This is a genomic window from Paenibacillus sp. FSL K6-2393, assembly GCF_038002545.1.
GTDB lineage: Bacteria > Bacillota > Bacilli > Paenibacillales > Paenibacillaceae > Paenibacillus.
This window is the reverse complement of the sequence record NZ_JBBOCU010000002.1, coordinates 356,601-379,632: the sequence shown is the minus strand read 5'-3', so window position 1 is coordinate 379,632 and position 23,032 is coordinate 356,601. Positions and strand designations below refer to the sequence as shown.

The following is a 23,032-nucleotide window of genomic DNA, read 5'->3' as shown; positions in this document are numbered from 1 at the left end:
TGTTTTCATTTTAACGACTCACACTTCCGTATAAGCTCAGCCCACAATCCAGCTCTTCTTCATCCTGCAAAAGGCAGATTAACTCATATTCTTATCACTGCCTAGGAGACATCCGCTCTTTCATCATCTGTCTGCTTTAATGTTACAGGAAGTTTCCCCGCAAAAGGAATGCGCCCCATCAGCGCCTGAGCGACGCTATCCATGGCAAGTGGCCGGCTCTCGTAAGCCGCTACATAGACCTGGGCATCCGGAAGCGCCAGCAGATCATAGGGGCTTCGCAATGCCACAACAGCCAGTGGTTTACCCAATTGCTGTATCCAACCAATCAGCCTGCACTGTGGATCGCCGGAGGGGCTTCCCGCATTGTAGGTTCCCACCACAATCTGCCGAATGTCATCTGCTTCCGCTGCCTGAAGCAGACGGGCGGAACGAATGGCGACTTCCTCGGGTGTGACCGTCAGATCGACAATATCCAGACCATAAATGGATAAGGCTGAGCCCAAGGTAAACGTCTGAGTCAACTGTTCGTCGGCAATTGTCGTCACGGACGTGGCAACCGTTATGACCAGCGTGCGTTCCGGCTTCAAAGGCAGCATATTCAGCTGATCGCGCACCAGTGTGACACTATTCTCGCTAATACGGCGGGCAACCTCTTGGTGTAAAGAACTGTTGCGCTCCGACCAATTGGATAGAGCAGGAGCGTTTGATGCCTTTGGCAATGATGCATTCGATACTACAATATTCACTTCATCATCACCTGCACCGCCCATTCCACTCTCCAGCAAACCACGCTTCGCCTTGTACATCAACAAGCGATTCACCGACTCATCAATACGTCTCTCGCTAATCCGCCCGCTCCTCACAGCTGCTAACAACGCTTCAAATGCCTCTGCCTGAAGCTTAGCCGTATGGCTAATTAACACCAGATCTGCCCCGGCCTCTACCGCCATTACGGCTGCATCGACAGTGCCATAGTTCACGGCAATAGCATCCATCTCCATGCAATCTGTCACGATCATGCCCTCATAACCCAGTTCCTGGCGAAGCAGACCACTTAATACGGTTTGTGATAGCGTTACGGGCAGACGCTCTGGTTCCAGTGCAGGGAAATAAATATGCGCCGACATCATGGCATCGACACCTTCGGCGATAGCCGCTCGGAATGGAATCAACTCCAGGCGCTCTACCCGTTCACGATTATGAGTGATGATCGGGAGGTCCAGATGGGAATCGGTATCCGTATCCCCATGCCCCGGGAAATGCTTGGCTGTCGCTGCAATCCCAGCGTCCTGTATTCCCGCAATGGTTCTGGCCCCATATTCTGCAACCGATTGTGGAGATTCCCCGAATGATCGCACACCGATGACCGGATTGGCCGCGTTATTGTTTACATCCAATACCGGAGCAAAGTTCATGTTAATGCCCATGGACTTCAGCTCCAACCCACTGATATATGCCGCCTGATACGCATCGTCAATGGAACCGGCAGCGGCAATGGCCATTGGTCCAGGCATCAAGGTTATCCCTTCGGTAATTCGAGCAACCATGCCGCCCTCCTGATCAATGGATATCCAGAGCGGCACATTACCGCTGCTTTTGGCAATCTGTTGTAGCCCTAACGATAACCGCTCTACCTGCTCTGGCGACTCAACGTTGCGCGCAAAATAGATTACGCCACCGATGGGATACTTTCGGAGAAAGGGTTCCACATCGCCAGCAGCTTCGGTTCCATGAAAGCCACAAAGCAGCATTTGCCCGACTTTCTCACGCAAAGTCATCTGTTTCAGCTTCGACTGGTATAACTCTTTTGGCCCACTCATTTCATGCCTCCCTCCGCTAACAAACATCCGTTCATTCATATAACAAAAACGGCTTTCGCCGCTCCTTCCATTCCGCTGCCTGTACATTCCACGCTTCGATTAAACGAACGAAGCCCGCCCGGTCATGGATCGTTTCCCTGACTTCCTTCCCCCCTGCCAGCAGGTCGATAAAGTACCTTGAACCCGGCTCTGGTGGCTCCAGCCAGCAGAATTGCTCCGGATAGAGTGACACCAGTTCATGCAAAAGCACTAACCCTGTCTCTACCGCCCGAAATTTCCTGCTGTCCGTTACAAAAATCCTTACGCCACCACACAGCTCACCTGCATGTTTGGAGAATGTTGGCGACATGTACACTGGATGCACATGCACACCTTCCAGCTTGTATTCCCGAAATCGTTCCGCCAAACGTTCACCCTCAACCCAAGGTGCCCCTATCCACTCGAATGGGCGAGTCGTGCCCCTTCCCTCCGATACATTAGTGCCTTCGAACAGGCACGTACCCGCATATACCCGCACACTATCCAGCGTGGGCATATTGGGAGAGGGTAACATCCAGGGAAGCCCACAATCCGCAAACTCCATGGAGCGCGGCCATCCTTCCATGGCAACCACGTCCAATTCGCAAGGTACATCCATCTCGCTGTTGACCATCAGGGCGAGTTCACCTACCGTCAATCCGGTACGTACAGGTACACGCCAAGCGCCAACGAGTGATTCATACCCCGCGTTCAGCACACCGCCTTCCACAACGTTTCCACCCAGCGGATTGGGACGGTCCAGAATCAGCATGCGTTTGCCCGCTCCAGCGCAGACCTCCATCATATGGAACAAGGTTGAGGCATACGTGTAATAACGGATGCCCACATCCTGAATGTCGAATAGCACCGTATCCACTCCAGCCAGCATTGCAGGCGTAGGTCTCTTGTAATCTCCATACAGGCTGAACACCGGAATGTCCAGACGTGGATGAAGCATGTCTCCGAATCTGACACCCGCCTGAAGCTCTCCATCCAGTCCGTGCTCACAGGCATAGAGCGCTGTAAGCTCGGTATTAGCCAGTCCGGCGCACACATCTATTGTCGATACAAAATCCGCTGTAATACCAGTCGGGTTTGTAATTAGACCGATTCGATTACCCGTTATCCATGGATGCGATAACCCTCTGGACAGAAGATCAACTCCCGTTTTTACAGCCGGGATCTGCTCGGTCTCATTCAACTGACCCATCACACATTCCCCTGGCTTATCCAGCCTGTATGCTGGTGATCATTACCGCCTGTTACGACAGGCTCTTCTTCAGGCTCCAGCACATTAAGAGCAACCTTATGCTGATAGATGGCAAACATACCTCCAAACAGCGCTCCGAAACCAACGACAGTCAGCATCAGCAGCGCAGTCAGGCACATGGCCTGAAAACAAGCGCCCATCGTGTACCCCGGGTGACGGAAGAACAGCTTTACACTTTCCCCCATCGCTTGAACGATGCCCATGTTTTTTTGTAAAACAAGCTGCCAGGTATAGAACTGTGACATCAGCGCCATGAGAACAAAGAACGTCTGGAATACACCCACTGCTGTACCTGTAATTCCACCCTGTCCACCGTAATACCACCAGGTTGACCATAGAATGAAGCCAAGCACCGCGAAAAGCACACCCAACGATCCTCCCGGGATTATTCCCTTCAATGTTCCGACACAGATATCCTTAAGTCCATTGCGCCGTTCCTTACGTTCCAATCTGTGATGCACGGCATAACAAACACCGAACAGGATGGGCATATATATCAAGGCCAGAAGCAGCACCGCGATCGGCAACGGAGCAAACATCAGAATGGGAACCAATACGATGGAGCTAACGACACTGTACAAGGCCACCGGAATAATATCCCGATAGATTTCTGCGCCCGACTTGATCAACACTTCACTCAACTTACGCATCTTCACCCTCCCCTTTCTCACCGTTCCTTCTTCACCAGGCCTCGTCTTTTACTCCCGTCCAATCGCAAGCTCCGTTTCTGGATCGAAAAAGTGTGCCTTACGTAAGTCCAGCACAAACTTTTTATCCATTCCTACATAAGCATGTGTTTCCGGGTGAACCTTAGCCGTAACAGTACGGGCACCGGAATGGAAATACACCAAATTCTCGGAGCCCAGATGCTCTACAACCTGAACTCGCGCCTGCAGCATATGGTCTGTCGGGATGTTCGGAGCGACATCATCACCAAAAATATGTTCTGGACGCAGACCCATAATCACCGGCTTGCCTTGATGACTCTGAAGACGAGCAAGTACATCTGCTGGCAAGGTGAATGATGCTCCCTCGATGACAACCTGCGTGCCTTCAATCCGTGCATCAATGAAGTTCATCGCCGGGGAACCAATAAATCCGGCAACAAACATATTTCGCGGACTCGCATACAGTTCTTTCGGTGAAGCCACCTGCTGAATATCTCCATGATTCATGACCACGATGCGTTCCCCAAGTGTCATGGCTTCTACCTGATCATGCGTCACGTACACAATCGTGGCACCGAGACGTTTATGCAGCTCTCCCAACTCCACCCGCATCTGCACCCGCAACTTGGCATCCAGATTGGACAGTGGTTCGTCGAATAAAAACACCTGCGGATCGCGGACGATCGCCCGGCCCACCGCAACACGCTGGCGCTGACCACCAGACAGCTCGCGTGGTTTGCGCTCCAGCATCGCTTCCAGTCCAAGAATGGAGGCCGCATTCTGCACCTGTTCATCAATATAGGACTTTGGCTTTTTCAGATTTTTCAGGCCAAAGGAAAGATTCTCACGGATGGTCATATGCGGATAAAGTGCATAATCCTGAAACACCATCGCGATATCCCGATCCTTCGGATGCAGATCGTTAACAAGCCGGTCACCGATCACAATATCACCGCTCGTTTGTTTTTCAAGTCCGGCAATCATCCGCAGTGACGTTGTCTTGCCACAGCCTGAAGGACCCACAAACACTACGAATTCCTTATCTTCTATAACAAAGTCCGAGCCGGCCACAGCCGTGAACGTTCCTTTATGATCGTCTTTGAATTCTTTGCGCACTTGGCGAAACTCCACGCGTGCCATAGGTAGATCCCCCTTTACATTGTCGCTTGTCCTGAACTAACAGTTAACCTTTAACCGCACCGATCGTAATGCCCTGCAGGAAGTAACGTTGCAGTGAGAAAAACAGAATGATCATGGGCAGTGCACCAATCGTTGCCCCTGCCATCATTGCGCCGAAGTCCGTTGATTCGGCAAATACAAACGAGGCCAACCCCACCTGAATGGTACGCATCTCGTTGGAATTGGTAATGAGGAACGGCCAGAAGAATTCGTTCCACGAAGCCACAAACGTGAATATCGCCAGCACCGCGATTCCCGGCTTTGCCATCGGCAGAATGACTTTCCAGAAGATACCGAACTCACTGCATGCATCGATACGTGCCGCATGGATCAGCGATGTGGGCAGCGTGGACATAAACTGTTTCATCAAGAATATGTTCCCTACGCTAACGGCAGCAGGCAGAATAATGGCCGTATACGTATCCCCCAGGTCAAACACGTTGACCATCAGAATGTACAAAGGAATCAGCGTCACCTGTGCCGGGATCATCATTGTCCCAAGCAACGTCCAGAATACCGCCTGACTACCCGGAAACTTCAGTTTGGCGAACGCATATCCCGCCAGGGAGGCGAAGAATACATTTGTAACGGTCAGAATGATCGAGATGAGCAGCGAGTTGTATAACCAGCGCCAGGCATCGGTTTTGGCAAAAAAGCGCTCATATGGTGATAACGACAGCTGCTCTGGAATCATCTGTGGTTTAAACGAAGCCGACATCGCGCTATCCTGCACCGAACCAACGAGCATCCAATACATCGGAATGACCGTCACCAGTGCCCAGACCACCAGCAGAATGGATGCAACAACGAGCAGGATCTTTTTCTGTGTTGATTTCATGGATTTCATTCACCCCCGGATGCTTAATGCAATGTGCTCTAATAGCACGTGTTTTGAACTACCTCTAATACTCAATATCGCTGGAGAAATATTTGAACTGAATGACGGAGATGACAATGATGATAATTGCCAATACGAACGACTGTGCCGAAGCCAATCCGAATTCATAGAACTTAAATGCTGTCTCGTAGATCAGATAAGCGATTGTAGTTGTCGCAAAGTTTGGTCCACCTTGTGTCATCAGATATACCGAGATAAACACTTGGAAGGATGTAATAACACCCGTGACGAGCAGATACAGCGTCGTTGGTTTGAGCAGCGGCCATGTAATCTTGCTGAACTGGGTCCAGCCGCTGGCATGATCAATATCCGCCGCTTCATACAGCGATTTCGGAATACCACCCATGGCTGCCAGATACAGAATAATGCCCGCTCCGTGTGATCCAAGCCAGTTCATCAGAATGAGTGAAAAGAGTGCCGTTCCCGATTGGCCCAGCCAGATTACCGGGTCAAGACCGAACAGGCCGAGGAAGCGGTTCAGCAGTCCTGAATCCGTCGGGTCAAAGATTGCCAGCCATACAATGGAGATGGTTACCCCGGAGGCTACCGCAGGCAGATACATGGTAGCTTTGAAAAAAGTCTGCCATTTAGTTTTCATTTGATAGATGAAATAAGACAGTACAAATGTAATGAGAATATTGACCGGGACTGTGCCTACGGTGAAGATCACTGTATTTTTAATCGACTTCCAGAACGTCTCATCCTTCACTAAACGCTCGTAGTTATCCAATCCAACCCACGTTGAGTTCATAATGTTGTATTTCTGGAAGCTCATCACAAGAGCCGTCAGAACAGGATACAGTGTGAAAATGAGAAACAGCAGGACAGGCGCCAAAATAAACAAATACGCCCACCCGTAGTCTCGCCAAAACCGGGCAACCCGGGAAGTCCGAGGCACGGACGGTTTTGGCGCAAGGGCGGTCTGCATGGCGAATCCTCCTCTCCTAATCAGTGTGGTTTTACGTTATGTTTGATTGTCCGAGTTATTGTCCAAACATCTGCTGGCCTTTGCTCTTGAAGTCTTCTGCGATCTGCTCTGGTGATTTTTCTCCCGAGAACAGCGCCTGGATGTTTGGCTTCACAACCTGTTCCTTGAATTGTTTTTGCTGGGATGCTTTGTCGATATCCAGTTCCAGTACAACCGGCATCGCGATATTCTCTGCCATGACTTTTGCAGCAGCCAGATTATCCGGTTGACCAAGTTCTTTTCCTTTAAACAGTTCCACTTGGGACTGTCTTACGAATGGAAGTGCCAGTTCATTGGCCGAGTTCCCTGCTTTGGCACCACTAAGCGCCTCCATCACAAGGAACGTATTTTGGGCATGCTGTTCGCCTTTGTCCTTCTTCTGTTTGAATGCTACATACCCTTCGCCGCCCATCGTTGTGGCCGCAGGTTGATCATCATTATGTGGTACAGGCAACAGGACAAAATCAATCTTCTCTCCTTGCACCTTGCCATCATCGATGTCCTTGTTGCGGTTCTGAATCATCACATCATAATAAGGAATCGCTTTGGAGATAATCGCCGTTTCCCCCGCGTAGAACATATCCGTCCGTTTCGCTGGAGCGAGAGCCGCCGTTTCCTTCGGCATATACCCTTGATCCATCAGGTTTTTGATAAAAGAGAGAGTATCCAGAATGCGACCATCATTCCATTGGAACGTGCCGTCTTTATCAAGAACATCGATCATCCCGTTGTTACGAGACAGCATTTCAATGAAGTCAAGCGAGGTTCCGTCGGTAACCAGTGCATATTGCTTGGCCCCGCCATCCAACGTTTTGGTCAGCTTGGCAGCAGCATCGTTGAATTCGGACCAGGTCCAGCCATTTTGCTGAATGGACTTCCAATCAATGCCCGCTTCCTCCAGAATACGTTTGTTACCACCCCAAGCCCATTGGAATTGATACAACGGCAGTCCGTACTGTTTCCCCTGAATCTGGCCTAAATCCAGCGTACCTGGCAGGTAGTCGTCCTTGATCTCAGGTGTCAGGTAGCTGTCCAGCTCAAGTGCCAATCCCGTATTCACATATGTGCCGTCTACGCTATGAAAATAAAGATCCGGCGGGTTACCTGCGTTCAGAGCGACATCGAATTTTTTGGGCCCTTCCGCCCAGGAGAGCATTTCCGTCTTCACGGTAATGTTCGGGTGTTCTTTATTGAAATCAGAGATTAGATCCTTCAGTTCATCTTCATATGTGCCATGTACAGGATAGGTCCATACCGTTACCGTATCATCGGCATTCGGGTCATCCGAAGCAGCACCTCCGCTATTCCCACAGGCTGTAACCCAGACCATCATCAACAACATTGCCCAAACCAGACCCTTCTTTTTCATCCCTTCATCTCCTTCGCATGTCATCATCCGATTCTTTCATTGCCTAACCATGCTACCCCTTTGTGATCGTTCGGCCTTCAAACGCCATCCACCTATACACGCGGCAGTAAGGAAAAGCACCTCCCCTGTAGATTGGGCCTGCCAGTCGCAGGCTAAATCTCTTAAATGCAATATTAACGTCAACTTAATTGACATTAACAGTATTGATTCCTTCCAAAATTGTAGATTGAATTCATTATATGAGTTGTAAAATAAAAATTCAACATTATTTTTTGTTATAAAATTTAATTTTACTTTTTCTTTTCATCCAACTATACTATGTAAAAAGAAAACCAAAGCAAGCGAGGTGAGCCACTTTGCGAGTGTATGTAGGCGTAGATGGAGGCGGTACCAATACTGATGCAGCAATCATTTCTGAAACTGGTGAAATTCTCGCCCGACTCAGCGGCGGTCCCACGAATCCTCACAGCGTATCAACTGAACAGGCCATTTCCGAACTGCAACGAGTGCTGGAACAGCTATTTAATCTAATAAGTGATTTATCGACAAGTTGTGAGGGTATATGCCTTGGTATGTCAGGTGTAGATACGATCCAAGAGCGGCAACTTATAGCCAAAACAGTAAATAACTATATGAAGAGTCGTAATCGACAGTCATCAGAAGGTTGTCCAGTCTGGGTTGTATCCGAAGGAGAGATTGCTCTGATGGCCTCTCTCGGACATACGCACGGTGTATTATGCATCTCTGGAACAGGGTCCATCGTGTACGGATTTACGCGGGAAGGCGAGCGATACCGTGCAGGAGGCTGGGGTCACCTGCTCGGAGATGAAGGGAGCGGCTATCGTATTGGGCAGCGTGCACTCCAAGTGGTTATGCAGAGTTATGACGGTGTTCTTCCTCCAACCCGTTTAACCCCGCTTCTTCTAAAGAAACTGAACCTTCGGGATATATCGGAGCTAAAGACACGGGTGTATCAGACGGATTGGGGCAAAACCGAGACCGCATCCATCGCCCGCTTAGCTATAGAAGCAGCTGAACTCGGAGATGAGGCCGCCCGGGCACTGATCATCGACGAAGCCTCCCAATTGGCGGATACCGCCAAGGCGCTGATTGCCCGTCATCGGGAATTTGCATCCACTCAGGTTGTCCTGTCCGGATCACTTTTTCGATACGCTGCACTTTTCCGAAATACATTTATTCAGAAGTTATCGGGATATTATGGAGAGTTGGACTTTGTATATCGTGAAGATGCCCCCGCTCCAGCGGTTGGCGCAGCACAACTGGCAAGAAAACGCTGTTCCCTGAATGAATCATTTTAAAAGAGAGAAGGAGGCCATACAGATGAATCACATGCTGAATTCACTAATAACAGAACAACCCAATCCACTAACGGATCATATAGATGAATTGCCTTCGGCAGAAATTATGGAGCTAATTAATAAGGAAGATCAACGGATTGCGGAGCTCATTCAGCCCCTAATTCCGGTCATTGCTCAGGCTGCGGATCGGATCTTGAAGGCGTTTCAGTCTGGCGGTAGGCTTTTTTATGTAGGCGCAGGTACCAGTGGACGATTAGGAATACTTGACGCTTCGGAATGCCCGCCTACCTACGGAACCCCGCCCTCCATGGTGCAGGGTATTATTGCAGGGGGATTCCGGGCAGTGAAGGACCCGGTTGAAGGTGCTGAAGATAATGAGGAGTTGGGAGCTGCGGACCTTGATGAACATGGCTTAGACAAAAACGATGTCGTGGTTGGCATTGCAGCCAGTGGACGAACGCCGTATGTGCTGGGTGCGATGAGACACGCCAAGGAGATCGGGGCTACGGTGATCAGCCTGAGTAATAATGCAGGCACGCCGATGACCCTGTTGGCTGATGTGAGCATTGAGGCTGTTGTCGGCCCAGAGGTTGTCATGGGTTCAACACGTATGAAGGCAGGCAGCGCCCAGAAAATGATTCTGAACATGCTCACCACTACCGCCATGATTCGTCTGGGCAAGGTTTACCGTAATTTCATGGTTGATCTGAACCCTTCGAACGAGAAGCTTGTCCATCGGGCCAAACGCATGATCCATCTGGCAACCGGAGCGAATGAAGCCGATATTGAAGAGGCTTTTACCGGTGCAGACGGTCATGTAAAAACGGCAATCGTCATGCTCATGGCAGGCGTGGACGCAACGGAAGCCCAGCACAGGCTTGATCTGGCTGACGGATTTGTCCGCAGCGCCATTGCGGGGCCTTCCTGAGCCGTACAGTGGGATATTTCTAGAGGTTGAAAGAGAGGAGCCCGATATTAGTCTGGGCTCTTTTTTTGATTTTTTTATACTAAAAGCGGATATAATCGTCAAAAAATCCCCTCCTGCATAATCAGAAAGGGATTCATATGGTTCTACTTCACTTGTGCTCCAGAATAGCCTGTCGACTCTTCTCCAAATACTCCACCGACTGGTTGTAATCCCGACTGGCAATCGCTAGATACAAAATATCGATCACGTTCAGCTGTGCAATCCGTGACGAAGTTGCTCCGCTCCGAATATCACTTTCGGTGGAAGTAATCATCAGGGGTACATCCGCCATACTACTGAGTGTATTGCTGCCCCACTTGGTAATGCTGATTGTCGCTGCACCGCCATCATGAGCATGCTTGAGACAGGAGATTACGTTCGACGTCTCCCCTGAATACGAGATACATACAACCGCATCATCCTCACGAAGCGTCGTTGCGGACGAAATCTGCATATGCGGATCGGCGAACGAAAAGCTTGTGCGATTGATTCGCATGAACTTGTAATGTGCATCCAGCGCAATCAGGTTGGAGGCCCCTACTCCATAGAAAAAGATCCGGTTCGCCTGATGAAGCACGTCCACAGCTTTTTCCACCAGACGTGGGTCCAGAATATGAACCGTATCCTTCACCGACTGAATATTGTTTGCGGACACATGCTGAATAATGCTCTCCATGGAGTCCTGGGGACGAATCTCCGTATATTGATATGGCTCACTCGTCTGCAAATCTCCGGCAATCTTCAGCTTCAGCTCCTGAAAACCCGTTACACCCAGTGATTTGCAGAGACGGATAATGGCAGCTGGGCTGCCTCCACTCCGTTCAGACAACTGGGCCACCGAGGATTGAACAGTTTCTTGCGGGTGATCGAGAATATAAGCTCCGATCTTCCGTTCGGACGGAGTCAAGTCATCCATTAATGCGCGTAAACGCACAAGTCCACCTTTCATGCCTTCCATTCGCTCCTCCTTTCCGTACTGCATTCATGTACAAGCATTTTATCTTATAATTCCACTCGCGTCTAATCGAATTCCTCGCCCTTCCATAACTGAACTCCAATTAAAGTCAGGCCTCACTAGAGTGTGAGATTGCCTGAGATTACGGCGTGTTTCGCGCCGGTTACGGCCGGGAGTGTATTGGTTCTGCCCATAAGTGCCTCATGGCCAAGTAGAGCAAATCCAATGGCTTCCCGAGCATCATCAGGTACGCCATAATCTGCTGTTCGTTCCAAACGGATATCCTTCGGTAGTCTCTGACGGATCATCTCCATTAACGTGGCATTGGAAGTGCCACCACCGCACGCGAGCATGGCCGATATTTGCACCTTGGGCAGAATAAAATCCTTCACTGCAAGCACGATGGTTTCCGCGGTCAGACAGGTGGCAGTAGCCAGCGTATCTTCAAGGGATAAGGAACGCCCTGCGGCCATCTCCATCAGTCTCACTGCATACGCGGCTCCATATACTTCTCGCCCGGTACTTTTCGGCGGAATTCTTTTGAAATACTCATCCTCCAAACACAGTTCTACCAGACGCTGATCGACCTTTCCCTGTGCGGCAATGCTTCCACTCGGATCATAATGCTGCCGCCCATCCGTTGCCTGCCGCACAATGGCGTCCATCACCATATTGCCCGGTCCCGTATCAAATGCCGAAATACCTTCGGTAGATGACTCAGAGGGAAGCACCGTCACATTGCCAATGCCACCGATATTCTGCACCAGCCGTCCTTCCGTCGGGCTACGGAACATCAGAGCATCCGCATAAGGCGTAAGCGGGGCACCTTCCCCACCAGCGGCCATATCCCTTGCACGCAAGTTACCAATCACTGGCAGTCCTGTCCGTTCTCGAACGACAGCACATTCACCGATCTGCAATGTCGATACCACATCAATACTGGCTCCCGTTGGCCCTGGAAATGCAGAGGCTACAGGAGCATGCCATACCGTCTGTCCATGCATGCTAATCACATCCACCTGCTGCGTTGAGATACCGGCAGACCGCATCAGTTCCGTAACGCTATGCGCATACCACTCCGATACACCAAAATGCGCGGCTGTCAGCTCGTCGACACGCGCCGTCCCCGGTGAACATAACCGGATCAGTACGTCTCTCAATCCATTCGAATACGGCACACAGACGAAATCAACCAGCTCGATCTGCTGTATTGCCCTGCTCATATCGGTTTGAATACGCACCAGTGCCGCATCTGTTCCATCAAGTGACGTTCCTGACATTAGTCCGATGACCAGATGCTCCTGCTTCAAACGATACTTCTCCCACATCGGATAGCTGCCTGTATCCATCCACTTCCAACCTCCTGCAAGACCCGATGAACACGTCATCCTGCCATAATTTCACCCAGTATATGATATTAAATTTCACAAGTCAAACATTATATGAAATTTAATTACATTATTAAAAATAAAAAGAGAGATATTCGTCCCATTTGCGATCACACATCACTTTTTCCTCCATCAATTGATAATTAGATATCAGAAGAGAAACATTTTTACATTTTTACCGTTTATAATATGTAGGTATATTTTGGTAGTCATATATAGATCTAATACTAGTCGAGGTGCATAATGAAGAAAACCATTTTACTATTGTTTCTGAGCCTGTTCTTACTCTTTTTGCTCCCTAATCAGGGAAATGCCGCTGCAAGCACGTCAAAAATCTTTATGGATGGAGAGGAATTAGTCCTCCCAAGTGATGTACAGGTGACGATTATCAATAAAAACGTGATGATCCCGATTCGTGTCGTTGCCGAAAATTTGAAATTCAAAGTCGATTGGAACCAACAAGCACGCACTGTAAAAATTCAGCAAGATCAACAGACGATTTCCCTAACCGTGGATCAAAAGCAAGCCATGGTTGCTGACAAACAAGTCACTTTGAACACAGCACCGCAAATTTTGAACAAAACGCTGGTGGTGCCCATTCGATTTGTCAGTGAACAAATGGGGCTTAAGGTAAGATGGAACAATCAAGACAAGATCGTATACTTAACAAACACCAGTAAGGGACCTGCTATCGACCCAGGCAACAGTTCTGGAAAAGGGGATTCAACGTCTACCGCTAAGGTTACCGATATCCAATTTGCCAACAATCAGCTCGTTTTATCCACGGATGGGGCCGTTCAGCCGGTAGTAACGACCCTCAAGTACCCTGATCGTTTGGTTGTGGACTTGCCTGGAGCAACCTTTGGTGATATCTCCCAACCGCTGGATCAAGGACTCAATGGCAAGTTGGATGTGAGCGGTTATCCCAATGTGACAGAAGTGAGATATTCGCTGTTCAAACGAGATCCGGCGCAAGTTCGCATTGTCGTAGAATTGAATAATGTGAAGGATGTCCAGTACAGCCAGAACATCATTGCCGATAAACTGATTATTGATCTGAATGTTGCGGGAGACAATGTCACACCTGCTCCAGTCACTCCAGTAGGCGATTCAGGACGCAAGGTCGTGGTCATCGATCCAGGACACGGTGGCAGTGACCCGGGGACGATCAGCATCACGAACAAACCCGAAAAAGAATACAACCTGGCATTGGCTCACAAAGTACAAGCCCTGTTGCTCAATGAACCTAATATCGAATTGGTGATGACTCGTGAAGGTGATACCTATCCGACCCGTCCTGAGCGTGTTCAGCTCGCCAATCAATTAAATGCAGATGTATTTGTATCTATCCATGGCAATAGTGTGAAGTCCGCCCCCCAAGCCACAGGTACAGAGACATATTATTATCAACGCAGTAACAGCAAGGAATTAGCTACTATCATTCATCAACGTTTGGTGAAAGCCATGGGTCTCAGAGATCGTGGTGTGAAAAATGGCAACTTGGAAGTAATCCGAGACACGACCATGCCTGCAGTGCTTTTGGAAGTGGGATTCTTGAGTAATGTACTCGATGAAGAACTGATGTCGTCCGAAGTTGTTCAGATGAAAGCCGCTCAAGCGATAGCCGATGGAATCAAGGAGTATTTGGGCCTATAAATCATCAAATAAATCAGATGAAGGAAGTGATTCTTTGAATAAGAAGTTAGGTTGTGCACTTATATTATCATGCTTGATCCTTATCGGAGTTGGATGTGCCCAGAAGCCAGTGAGCCAATCCGGTTCAAATGAACCTGCTGTTCAGGGAGGACAGGTGCAGGCACCAAACCCATCCGAAACGGAGGTGGATCTGGGCACAATGAATACACAAGTCGTCGATGTATATTTGGCAGACTCTCAGGTACTTGAGCTTGAGAAAACAAAGCAGGAAATTGAATACAAGGATGATTCCGAAAAATATGAAAAAACATTTGCAGCGTTGCAAACGAACACCGATTCGGAGCTTGTTTCCCTCTGGGAGCAGGTGGAATTGCTCTCTATCCAATATGTTGAGGGTACAGTGACTTTGGATGTTCATATCCCCGCTGAAGCCAATCTCGGTACCAGTGGAGAATTGCTCGCATTGGAAGCTTTAACTACAACGATGTTTCAATTTGATGAAGTGAACAGCCTGGATATACTGGTGGATGGTGAAGCCGTTGATAGTTTGATGGGCCATGCCGAACTGGAACACCCTATTCATCGCGAACCCTAAAGATCACACAACAATGGAAAAAGAACGTCCCAGGGACGTTCCAATCTGGCGCATCAATTCGATTCATGCACAATTCACACATATAGCTCGTCACCAGCAGACAGTGAATGTATAACTGTTCCCGGTGACGGGCTATTTCTGAGCAAACCTTCTTTTAAACGGTCCGTCTCTGCCCGGTCAGTATGCACAAGGACCGTATGCCTTGCTGGAACCTGATGCAGCATCCGTTCAACATCCTTCCAGCCCTGATGCACTTTATAACGTATTTTCCGAACCACACACACTCCATACTTGTCAGGAACCCGTAGCAGCTTATCAGCAAATGTACCATGAGCAACATGCCCGGTGAGCAGAATCAGATTCTCCTCCCTGTCCGATAATTGACTATAATACCAACGGGCAAGCGAGGACTGCATCATGCCGTCCGGAATGAACCATAGCGAAGCAGAATGATGTTCCAACAGTTGTTCCCGCTCTTGGGTGGTCGTAGGCAGATCCCATCCTCGTCCAGTCAGAAAGCCATCAATTTTGTCTTTCAACGAACTTCCGATGACATGCTCTCCCTTCTCCCTCAACCAATACGGAACATGCATAAGCTGCTTCATGCCGTCTACCAGCCCGTGTTCTACTACGATTGGGATAGCCGGGAATTGTTGCTGTGCCCACAGTATGATCTCCTGTCCACGACCTACGACAGGCATGGGTAAGAGCACCTTTCCGCCTTGAGCAATCGTCTGGCGAATGGCTCGTTCAAGCTGTTCCAGTTTGTCGGCCTGTGTATCCTCGTCCGTACCGTAGGCAGCATCAACGATCGCCAGATCCACTAGCCCGACGGAAGATATTGCTGCTCTATCTGCTCCGCTTGCTACGTTTGCTCTGCCTGCTCCATCTGCTCCGTTCGATGTGAAATTTCCCTGCTTCATGGGTATCTCCATGGATACAAGTGTTCTTGACGATGCCTCTGATGCAACAGATGTCTGATCTTGTGACGTTATGAATTCTCCAGTCTTTTTCCCACTATTTATGGCGATTAGTTCCTCCGTACCCCACCGTTCGCTGCTCGGAGCATCGAACACAGGATTCTCACGAAGCATGTTTGTCTGCCAGAACGCCTCCGCTGGACAATCCGCCTGTAAAAGCAGCGATTCGGACGTGTAGTCCCCGGAATAAAAAATCCGCTTACCTTCCATTTCAACCCCAAACCACACCGATCCAGCCAGATGTCCACTCCGGCCCCACATCACTTTTACTTCGGGAAAAGGTTCAAACCAGGTTTGGGATACGACCTCATCTTCCAGATACCGATAACGAATAGCCTGCTCATCTACTTCATCATAAGGAAGTTCTTCGCCTATACGCTCTACAAACCTACGCCAGTTGGCAAAATACGTACGCAGCTGCGCCCTCGTCTCTCTCGTCGTCCACACTTCACCCTGGTAGCCCATCTTATACAGCAACGGGATGGCGACCGAATGATCCTCATGGGCGTGGGACAAAAACACCGCATCCAGTTGTGGGACAATCTCCGGGTCAATCAGCGGATACTGGCCTGTGCCTTCTTTTTTGACACCACAATCCAGCAAAAGACGAAACCGGCTCCCGCTCAGGAGATAGGCGGAACGTCCATGTTCCCCTGCACCGCCCCATACGTTAAGTTTGATCATGATGCATTCCACTTTCTCTTTGAATTCAGCATCTCGATTCCAAGCAGCATCAGCACCGTCATGCCTACAGTCACAACGGCCATCGCCATTCCGAGTGATACCTGACCTTGTTCGAACTGGGCAAAAATATACGTAGCCGACGTCTGCATCGACGGCGGAAGAATCAACAACGAACCTACCAGCTCCCGGGTAGCAATCGTAAAGGTCATCATCCAGCCGGCCAGCATGCCGGGCAGGATTAGCGGGATCAGGATTCGCCGCAGAATATACAGCGGTTTCCCGCCAAACACTTGCCCAGCCTGGAACAACGTTCCGTCAATCTGGGTAAAGCTCGATTTTACATACTGCACGGTGTAAGGCAAGAAGAGAACAACGTACGTGAGCACAACCATGCCGTAGGTGTTATACAACGTGACTGGCATCCAGGGTGAGTTCCAGAAGAGAATCAGACCCACGACCATCACGATGCCCGGCACCGTATTAGGCAACAGACTGAACAAGTCAATCACACGCTGCATGAATGAAGATGATCTGCCAATCGCGAGAGCAAAACCCGTACCGATAATAACAGCAACGGTTGAAGCCGCGAGGGATAATCCCAGACTGTTCCCGATGGCCTTCATACTCACCGATCCCCAAGATAACAGCTCCTTGTAATGATCCAAGGTGAGATTATCAAAAGCAATTCCCGATCCCCGTAACTTCATGGTCGAAGCGGCGATGATGGAGAAATACGGAATACCTACCGACAGGATCAACAGGATTGCAAGATACGCCCCGCATAACCATCCAGCCCCGCCACGAAGAGAATATCGCTTCGAACGTTGCCCTTTGCCACCAACCAGACGATACGTGAACTTCCGGCTCATGGCAGACTGCATATACCACATCACCAGACAGACGGACAGCAGCACCGATGCCAGCGAAGTCGCCTTGCCGAAGTCAATCGGCCAACTGGAGATGTACTTATGAATTTCGGAGGTCATAACATAGTAGCCAATCTTGCGCCCGAAGGTTGCCGGTGTTCCGAATTCCGCAATCGTTTTGACAAAGACCAGCATGATCCCCATGCCGTAAGACGACAACAACAGGGGTAAAATAATACGTCTGAAACGGTATCCTGCACGTGCACCGTGCACAGCTCCTGCTTCTTCCAGATTGCCACCGATGCGGATCAACGCATCTCGAAGCAGCAGATACAGGAACGGGAACAGGTGCAAGCTCATGATGAGCACCATGCCCCAGAAGCTGAAGAACAGCTCACTCCAGCCCGCAGATGAGGGCACCCATTGCTGGAGATATCCCCCTTTTTGCATAAACAGAATCCAGCCCATCGATCCGATATACGGCGGGGTCATGAACGGAATCATCAGGATTACATCCACCCAGCGATGTTCGCCCATCCGAGTCTTCGCCATCATCCAAGCCAGCGGCAGCGCCAGCAGCGTGGTTACTGCTACAACGCAGATACCAAGCCAGACGGAATTCAGCAATACACCCGATAGATGATGACCGGTAATCGTGCGAATCGGAGCCATCCAGTCCCATTGTCCATCCGGATACACACTTTGCCAGAAGATCAGCAAGAGCGGTACACCAATGCTTATGGTCAGCAGAAAGAGGGCCAGAATCACGCCCACTCTCCGAAAAATTCGGTTGTTGTCCATTCCAACAGGTTTCACTACGTTCACCTCACATGACTTTCCACAGACAGCAGGTATTCCTTTTGCCTAGTTGTCTCTATCCTATTATTTAAAAGTCTCGGAAAAACGCGCCGCTGTCTCTTCGCCATGTTCGCTCATCCAGTTCCAGTCCACTTTAAGCTGTGGAATATCCTTCACATTGGCACGGTTAGTCGCTTCAATGTCTTCGCGGCCCGGAATCAGATAGGCATCTGCAACGAGCTTCTGAGCTTCATCGGACAACAGGTAGTCAATGAACGCTTTGGCATTCTCTACATTTGGACTGGATTTCAGAATCGCTGCCGGTCTTGGGCTGATTACCGTGCCTTCCTCAGGATATACGATATCCAGTGGTTCACCTTTTGCTTTGGAGGAATACGCCATGTAGTCCACACCTGCCGCTACGATGCTTTTGGCACCCGTAATGACTGGATCAAGTGCTTCCTGATTGGCACCTGCCATCGCTACACCATTGGCTTTATAGGCACTCAGCAGATCCCATCCTTTTTCACCATTTGCACTCAGGTACCCTGTGATGAAGTCGAGTGCTGAACCTGATAATGTAGGGTCGGGAATGTTCACTGCATCTTTCCACGCAGGCGTAGCCAGCTCTGCCCAACTTGTTGGTGGTGTAGATACCAGTTTAGTGTTATACACAATCCCTAGTGCGGAAGCACTGCTGCTGAAATAGTTGCCCTCTGCATCCGACCAATCCTTGTTCAGCTTGTCTGCATTGGCTGCTTCAGGGTAAGACATGGTCAGTCCGTCTGCTTTCAAAGCCTGTGCTGAAGGTAAAGAGGCTAGAATTACAACGTCTGCAACCGGATTGGACTTCTCTGCTTCCATACGAGCCAGAATTTTGCCTGTCGTTCCCTGGAACATCTCAACTTCAATCCCCGTTTTGTCCGTAAATCCACTCACGATGTTATCCGCCAGCTTCTGTGGGCCAGCACTGTACAAGACCAACTTGCCACCAGCCGGTTTCGTTGTTTCCGCCGCTGCTGCTGTGTTTCCCTCACCCGCGGGTTGTGCCGCATTGCCTGTGGTTGTGTTCCCTGTACTACATCCGAACAAACTGATACTCATTACCGCTGTTAATAACAGCATTGCGCTCTTTTTCCGTGTCTTCATACCCAACATATTCGTCCATCTCCCCTGGTTTCTTATAAAAAAATGTGTACTTCTGCTTCCAACTGCGTGCTTGTTCAACAATTTAATATGCCACTGCGATCGCTTCGTTCTGCTTCATACTCGGGTGGTCATAACCGTCCATTCGGCATATCCGCTCAGGGGTTACATAGAGCTGCACCCGCTCCCCTACGCGCACTCTTTGGTTCATATAGGCTGTCCATACGCCCAGCCCTTCCATCTGCACTCGTACTTCATAGCGCTCACCTACATAGCTGACACTAAGTACCGTCCCCGGATAACACAGATCATCATGGCCTGTTTTGTTCCAAGTGACATGCTCTGGTCGCACCATCGATTGATTAGGCGTGAGCCAGTTGGACTTTCCGATAAACGAAGCGACATATGGATCACTCGGCGCCGAATATATCGTTTCCGGACTTCCCTTTTGCAATATCCGACCCTTCTGCATCACCACAATCTCATCCGACATCGACATCGCTTCAATCTGATCATGTGTGACGTACAGCGCAGTCAGCCCCATGTCCCGAACCAGCGACATCATCTCAATCCGCATCTCTTCCCGGAGTACAGCATCCAGTGCACTCAGTGGCTCATCAAACAGGATCACACCAGGTCTGACCGCTACGGCTCTGGCAAAAGCAACCCGTTGCTGCTGTCCACCAGATAGCTGATGAGGATATCGATCTTCCATGCCTTGCAGGCGAACCATACCAAGTGCTTCATTCACCTTTTGCCGGAGATCAGATTTCTGTTTTCCGGCCTTCAGGCCAAACGCTACATTTTCGTATACGGTCATATGCGGCCATAATGCAAAATCCTGAAACACCATGCCCAGATTACGCTTGTGTGTTGGTATATCAATCCGCTTCGCCGCAGAGTAGATACACTGACCATCTGCACGAATCTCTCCCGCGTCCGGCTGTTCCAGCCCGGCCAACATGCGGAGCAGTGTTGTTTTGCCACAGCCCGATGGGCCGAGCAGGGTCGTGAACTTTCCATGTTCAAGCGTTAGATCTGTCGGCAGCAGCGCGGGTGTTTGATTGAATGATTTTTGAATTCCTGTCATCTCTAATTTCATAAGCATATCCCTGCCTGTCTTCTGTTACTTGATCTCTTGCACTGTTCTCAGTCTAACGTCCGCTTTCGCGAGTTGTATGTCTTGTATGTAAAATTGGAATTAACTTTTTAGATGAATTCTGTTGATGTTCATAGATTAAATCTATAGTAGGTGAATTAAATTAATTTTCATTTTGTCGCTCCGATTACAGCACCATCTTCCGATCGCTGTTATCCCCAGATTTCTTATATTCCCTTTATGAAGGGAGAAATCCGGGGATAAAGGCGAAGCATATGCTTCCGAAGCAGCTTTCTTCCAGAAAGCTTTTGGCTCCGCTTCTTCAGATTGGTTCTGTACTCTCCGTCTTTATGAAAAACATTAGATCATCTTATATATTGGGGCTAGTAGAAGTGAAAGGAGTGTTGGAACATTGAATCTGATCAAATTGCAAATTGTTGAGCTGATCGACAAGCATCATCACATGACAAGCGTGGCCGAGTTACTGGGGATCAAACAACCGACCGTTACCTTTCATATGAAGTCATTGGAGGAAGAGATGGGCGTGCGATTATTTGAATCGCGCAGTGGGAAGACTTTTTTAACCGAGGCCGGACAAGCCCTGCTCCACTATTCCGTCAAAATCAATGCTTTGACCCAAGAGGCAAGGCGGGTAGTGAAGGAATATGACAGTCTCTATCGGGGCACCCTGCACATTGGAGCAAGCTATGTACCGGCTACATATTTGCTGCCCACCATACTCAATACCTTTTCGCAGGAATTCCCGGGCATTCGTATCGTCTTATCCGTCAAACCATCACCTGTTATTCGCGAAATGTTAATTAGGCATCAGATTGATCTGGGGGTGATCTCTTCCGAGCCATTTGTTGGACCCGCCCTGCAAGCTGAGACGCTGTGTCAAGATGACTTAGTATTGATCTGTTCTCCACAACATGGGTTGGCCCAAAAGGATGCATTAACACCTGATCATATCGCACAGATTCCTTTTGCTTTACATGGCAATGAATCCAGTACTCGTCGGTTAACCAATCAATGGCTTGCGCAACATGACATTCGTTTGCGGAGTACGGTGGAGATGGATTCCCTGGAAGCGATCAAACAGCTCGTGTTAATCGGGGGGCATGTCTCATTCATGTCTCGGATGGCGGTACAGTGGGAGGAACAGCACGGGCTCATTCAAGTTCTTCCCATTCCCGGAGAGCAGGCACCACGCCATATATACACCGTACATAACAAGGACCGCCACCCTTCAGTTCAGGTAAACCGCTTCAAAGAAGTGCTGCGAGAGGTGAGTCACGGCTTCCCCATTTTCCATGGCTGATTGCCTTGATCCGCTATAAACTATCGTTTGCCATTCATCAAATCTATGCAGGGTTAACGCAATGTGCGCTCCCCGTTAATCGCTTTCATATATTCGGGCGATAAAGTGGGATCTGTACGTTAATCCAGATTAGGAGAGTGATTGGTTTTGAAAAAGTGGAAAAAGGTAACCGCCTCATTGATGCTGAGCATCGTAACATTGGGAAGTGGAATGACATTTCTGGGAGCACCCCAGGCTTCAGCTGCTGCCAATGCCGTTCCTGCTTATGAAGTAAAGTTTCTGGCCAAGCCGGAACTTGTATTGAATACAGATGGGACACCACGCAGTGAAGTGATTCAGACACTCGGCCTGAGTTCCACGCCAAGAAACATTAACGTAGAGTACTTCGACACCAATGCTCTCGGATTGGATCAACAAGGATGGAACGTTCGTTTTCGCAAAAAGGATGACAAGAATAACTACGAATTGACTTATAAAAAACGCTACCCTGTGATCAATGGCGATATCAACGCAGCGCTGACTCTGGCTAACCAAGAGGGTTTTGATAAATCAGATGATAACTACGAGGCTGAAATTGATTGGGGATACGGCAAACAGACGCTGAGCTTCTCCAACACCAAAAAAGTCGATACCAAAGCGACAGGAGTCCAACTTCCTTCGCAGCAAGAAGCCTTGAACATGTTACTGGACAAGCTTCCGGGCAAATTGAAAAACTGGACTTCCTCCAACTGGGGCAAGCAGCAACTGACTCAATCCCGTGCATATGGTCCGATAACGTTCCAACGATATGAAGGTACGTGGAATGGTCAAGAGCTTACACTCGAAGTATGGCCGATCCGTGACGCAGCAGGTACAGGTATTGAGAATATCGTAGAGGTCTCTTTCAAAACCGATGATGCTGTAGCCGTATCCGGACTCCGTACCCAACTGCTGCAATTGCTGGAGAACAACAACTGGCTGATTCCGGCTGATGGCTTGAAAACACAGACGATTCTGGAAAGATACTAATTGCTAGCTCTAACAAAAAAGACAAGTTCCTCTTCCTGCGGACATCGTAGGAGAGGGCTTG

Annotated in this window: 19 protein-coding genes; 6 read left to right on the top strand and 13 right to left on the bottom strand. The window is 49.3% G+C overall.

Annotated features, from left to right (window positions below; genetic code table 11):
- Window positions 1–101 precede the first annotated feature (101 nt).
- From nagZ to MHI14_RS28885, 7 genes are all read right to left on the bottom strand, one after another.
- The gene (gene nagZ, locus MHI14_RS28915; protein WP_341131864.1) at window positions 102–1,820 is read right to left on the bottom strand and encodes a beta-N-acetylhexosaminidase; all 1,719 of its coding nucleotides are present in this window, start codon (window positions 1,818–1,820) and stop codon (window positions 102–104) included.
- A gap of 31 nt (window positions 1,821–1,851) precedes the next feature.
- Window positions 1,852–3,048, bottom strand: coding sequence for an exo-beta-N-acetylmuramidase NamZ family protein (locus MHI14_RS28910; RefSeq protein ID WP_341131863.1), 1,197 nt, complete (start codon window positions 3,046–3,048; stop codon window positions 1,852–1,854).
- Window positions 3,048–3,758 carry a hypothetical protein gene (locus tag MHI14_RS28905; protein ID WP_133386993.1) on the bottom strand — a complete coding sequence of 237 codons (711 nt, stop codon included), beginning with the start codon at window positions 3,756–3,758 and terminating at the stop codon, window positions 3,048–3,050. The genes MHI14_RS28910 and MHI14_RS28905 overlap by 1 nt, the downstream gene beginning before the upstream one ends.
- A 48-nt stretch (window positions 3,759–3,806) precedes the next feature.
- Entirely contained in the window at window positions 3,807–4,916 is a 1,110-nt protein-coding gene (locus tag MHI14_RS28900) for an ABC transporter ATP-binding protein (RefSeq protein WP_091038031.1), read from the bottom strand.
- Between the two features lie 43 nt (window positions 4,917–4,959).
- Window positions 4,960–5,793, bottom strand: coding sequence for a carbohydrate ABC transporter permease (locus MHI14_RS28895; RefSeq protein ID WP_017691096.1), 834 nt, complete (start codon window positions 5,791–5,793; stop codon window positions 4,960–4,962).
- Window positions 5,794–5,857: 64 nt separating this feature from the next.
- Window positions 5,858–6,781, bottom strand: coding sequence for a carbohydrate ABC transporter permease (locus MHI14_RS28890; protein WP_289390902.1), 924 nt, complete (start codon window positions 6,779–6,781; stop codon window positions 5,858–5,860).
- Between the two features lie 55 nt (window positions 6,782–6,836).
- Window positions 6,837–8,189: an ABC transporter substrate-binding protein gene (locus tag MHI14_RS28885; protein ID WP_341131862.1), complete on the bottom strand. Its 1,353-nt coding sequence runs from the start codon at window positions 8,187–8,189 to the stop codon at window positions 6,837–6,839.
- Window positions 8,190–8,551: 362 nt separating this feature from the next.
- Between MHI14_RS28885 and MHI14_RS28880 the strand changes: the two genes are divergently transcribed.
- A complete protein-coding gene (locus tag MHI14_RS28880; protein WP_341132035.1) occupies window positions 8,552–9,508 on the top strand; it encodes an N-acetylglucosamine kinase in 957 nt (318 codons plus the stop codon).
- A gap of 22 nt (window positions 9,509–9,530) precedes the next feature.
- The gene (murQ, locus tag MHI14_RS28875) at window positions 9,531–10,436 is read left to right on the top strand and encodes an N-acetylmuramic acid 6-phosphate etherase (protein ID WP_091038024.1); all 906 of its coding nucleotides are present in this window, start codon (window positions 9,531–9,533) and stop codon (window positions 10,434–10,436) included.
- A 148-nt stretch (window positions 10,437–10,584) separates the two neighbouring features.
- Here murQ and MHI14_RS28870 read toward each other — a convergent pair whose 3' ends face one another.
- A complete protein-coding gene (locus MHI14_RS28870) occupies window positions 10,585–11,424 on the bottom strand; it encodes a MurR/RpiR family transcriptional regulator (protein WP_036616797.1) in 840 nt (279 codons plus the stop codon).
- Between the two features lie 125 nt (window positions 11,425–11,549).
- Entirely contained in the window at window positions 11,550–12,779 is a 1,230-nt protein-coding gene (locus tag MHI14_RS28865) for an anhydro-N-acetylmuramic acid kinase (RefSeq protein ID WP_341131861.1), read from the bottom strand.
- Window positions 12,780–13,157: 378 nt separating this feature from the next.
- On the opposite strand from MHI14_RS28865, the gene MHI14_RS28860 reads away from it, so the two are divergent.
- On the top strand, window positions 13,158–14,474 hold the full coding sequence (locus MHI14_RS28860; protein ID WP_341131860.1) for an N-acetylmuramoyl-L-alanine amidase family protein: 1,317 nt from the start codon (window positions 13,158–13,160) through the stop codon (window positions 14,472–14,474).
- Window positions 14,475–14,508: 34 nt separating this feature from the next.
- Entirely contained in the window at window positions 14,509–15,069 is a 561-nt protein-coding gene (locus MHI14_RS28855) for a GerMN domain-containing protein (RefSeq protein ID WP_341131859.1), read from the top strand.
- Window positions 15,070–15,143: 74 nt separating this feature from the next.
- Here MHI14_RS28855 and MHI14_RS28850 read toward each other — a convergent pair whose 3' ends face one another.
- The 4 genes from MHI14_RS28850 to MHI14_RS28835 form a co-directional block, all read right to left on the bottom strand.
- The gene (locus tag MHI14_RS28850) at window positions 15,144–16,733 is read right to left on the bottom strand and encodes an MBL fold metallo-hydrolase (protein ID WP_341131858.1); all 1,590 of its coding nucleotides are present in this window, start codon (window positions 16,731–16,733) and stop codon (window positions 15,144–15,146) included.
- Entirely contained in the window at window positions 16,730–18,400 is a 1,671-nt protein-coding gene (locus tag MHI14_RS28845) for an ABC transporter permease (RefSeq protein WP_307540539.1), read from the bottom strand. The genes MHI14_RS28850 and MHI14_RS28845 overlap by 4 nt, the downstream gene beginning before the upstream one ends.
- A gap of 81 nt (window positions 18,401–18,481) precedes the next feature.
- Window positions 18,482–19,555 (bottom strand): ABC transporter substrate-binding protein, encoded by a 1,074-nt coding sequence (locus tag MHI14_RS28840; protein ID WP_339311795.1) that lies wholly within the window; start codon window positions 19,553–19,555, stop codon window positions 18,482–18,484.
- A gap of 73 nt (window positions 19,556–19,628) precedes the next feature.
- A complete protein-coding gene (locus tag MHI14_RS28835; protein WP_047840482.1) occupies window positions 19,629–20,645 on the bottom strand; it encodes an ABC transporter ATP-binding protein in 1,017 nt (338 codons plus the stop codon).
- 409 nt (window positions 20,646–21,054) lie between these two features.
- Between MHI14_RS28835 and MHI14_RS28830 the strand changes: the two genes are divergently transcribed.
- Both MHI14_RS28830 and MHI14_RS28825 read left to right on the top strand, forming a co-directional pair.
- Window positions 21,055–21,963 (top strand): LysR family transcriptional regulator, encoded by a 909-nt coding sequence (locus tag MHI14_RS28830; RefSeq protein ID WP_341131857.1) that lies wholly within the window; start codon window positions 21,055–21,057, stop codon window positions 21,961–21,963.
- A gap of 147 nt (window positions 21,964–22,110) precedes the next feature.
- Complete coding sequence (locus MHI14_RS28825) at window positions 22,111–22,971, top strand: hypothetical protein (RefSeq protein WP_091038015.1); 861 nt, start codon at window positions 22,111–22,113, stop codon at window positions 22,969–22,971.
- Window positions 22,972–23,032: the final 61 nt, after the last annotated feature.

What these genes read in the sequence shown, in the direction of transcription:
- nagZ (WP_341131864.1), bottom strand. Translation starts at nt 1,820, where the DNA reads ATGAGTGGGCCAAAAGAGTTATACCAGTCGAAGCTGAAACAGATGACT.
- MHI14_RS28910 (WP_341131863.1), bottom strand. Translation starts at nt 3,048, where the DNA reads ATGGGTCAGTTGAATGAGACCGAGCAGATCCCGGCTGTAAAAACGGGA.
- MHI14_RS28905 (WP_133386993.1), bottom strand. Translation starts at nt 3,758, where the DNA reads ATGCGTAAGTTGAGTGAAGTGTTGATCAAGTCGGGCGCAGAAATCTAT.
- MHI14_RS28900 (WP_091038031.1), bottom strand. Translation starts at nt 4,916, where the DNA reads ATGGCACGCGTGGAGTTTCGCCAAGTGCGCAAAGAATTCAAAGACGAT.
- MHI14_RS28895 (WP_017691096.1), bottom strand. Translation starts at nt 5,793, where the DNA reads ATGAAATCAACACAGAAAAAGATCCTGCTCGTTGTTGCATCCATTCTG.
- MHI14_RS28890 (WP_289390902.1), bottom strand. Translation starts at nt 6,781, where the DNA reads ATGCAGACCGCCCTTGCGCCAAAACCGTCCGTGCCTCGGACTTCCCGG.
- MHI14_RS28885 (WP_341131862.1), bottom strand. Translation starts at nt 8,189, where the DNA reads ATGAAAAAGAAGGGTCTGGTTTGGGCAATGTTGTTGATGATGGTCTGG.
- murQ (WP_091038024.1), top strand. Translation starts at nt 9,531, where the DNA reads ATGAATCACATGCTGAATTCACTAATAACAGAACAACCCAATCCACTA.
- MHI14_RS28870 (WP_036616797.1), bottom strand. Translation starts at nt 11,424, where the DNA reads ATGAAAGGTGGACTTGTGCGTTTACGCGCATTAATGGATGACTTGACT.
- MHI14_RS28865 (WP_341131861.1), bottom strand. Translation starts at nt 12,779, where the DNA reads ATGGATACAGGCAGCTATCCGATGTGGGAGAAGTATCGTTTGAAGCAG.
- MHI14_RS28860 (WP_341131860.1), top strand. Translation starts at nt 13,158, where the DNA reads ATGGATGGAGAGGAATTAGTCCTCCCAAGTGATGTACAGGTGACGATT.
- MHI14_RS28850 (WP_341131858.1), bottom strand. Translation starts at nt 16,733, where the DNA reads ATGATCAAACTTAACGTATGGGGCGGTGCAGGGGAACATGGACGTTCC.
- MHI14_RS28845 (WP_307540539.1), bottom strand. Translation starts at nt 18,400, where the DNA reads ATGGACAACAACCGAATTTTTCGGAGAGTGGGCGTGATTCTGGCCCTC.
- MHI14_RS28840 (WP_339311795.1), bottom strand. Translation starts at nt 19,555, where the DNA reads ATGTTGGGTATGAAGACACGGAAAAAGAGCGCAATGCTGTTATTAACA.
- MHI14_RS28835 (WP_047840482.1), bottom strand. Translation starts at nt 20,645, where the DNA reads ATGAAATTAGAGATGACAGGAATTCAAAAATCATTCAATCAAACACCC.